At 48.9% G+C, this 622-nt stretch carries 2 tRNA genes and 2 rRNA genes; all 4 read left to right on the forward strand.

Annotated elements, in window-relative coordinates:
* Positions 1-67: ribosomal RNA gene (locus B5G28_RS14270) — 16S ribosomal RNA — on the forward strand; the annotation flags it as partial.
* A gap of 114 nt (positions 68-181) precedes the next feature.
* Positions 182-257, forward strand: a tRNA-Ala gene (locus B5G28_RS14275).
* Between the two features lie 5 nt (positions 258-262).
* Positions 263-339, forward strand: a tRNA-Ile gene (locus B5G28_RS14280).
* 167 nt (positions 340-506) lie between these two features.
* A 23S ribosomal RNA gene (locus tag B5G28_RS14285) occupies positions 507-622 on the forward strand; the annotation flags it as partial.

The raw sequence follows: 622 nt of genomic DNA on the forward strand, positions 1-622 counted from the left end.
ACTGGTGATTGGGGTGAAGTCGTAACAAGGTAGCCGTAGGAGAACCTGCGGCTGGATCACCTCCTTTCTAGGGAGTCTGGCTGACGGAACTTCGAAGAAGTTCGTGTCAGTCGGTGACGTAAACAAGAGATCGATATTGTTCAATTTTGAGGGCCCTGTAAAAGGGAACCTCAGAGATTGTGGGGGTTTAGCTCAGCTGGGAGAGCACCTGCTTTGCAAGCAGGGGGTCAAGGGTTCGATTCCCTTAATCTCCACCACTTATGGGCCAATAGCTCAGCTGGCTAGAGCACACGACTGATAATCGTGAGGTCGATGGTTCGAGTCCATTTTGGCCCACCACGCGGTCTAAAGACCGCCAAAGATGTACCTTGAGAACTGAATAATAACTGCGAAACGAGAAAGTAAAACTTCTAAAGAAGAAACTACAGTTTCAAACGGAAGGGAAAACGATCTTGTTGGCAATTAGAGTATAAGAGGCTTAAAAGAGCAATCGAAAGATTGCGAATGGTCAAGCGAAGAAGGGCGCAGGGCGAATGCCTTGGCACTGGGAGCCGAAGAAAGACGTGATAAGCTGCGATAAGCTGCGGGGAGCTGCAAATAAGCATTGATCCGCGGATTTCTG

The sequence above is a fragment of the Faecalibacterium sp. An77 genome, from assembly GCF_002161315.1.
Taxonomy (GTDB): domain Bacteria; phylum Bacillota; class Clostridia; order Oscillospirales; family Ruminococcaceae; genus Faecalibacterium.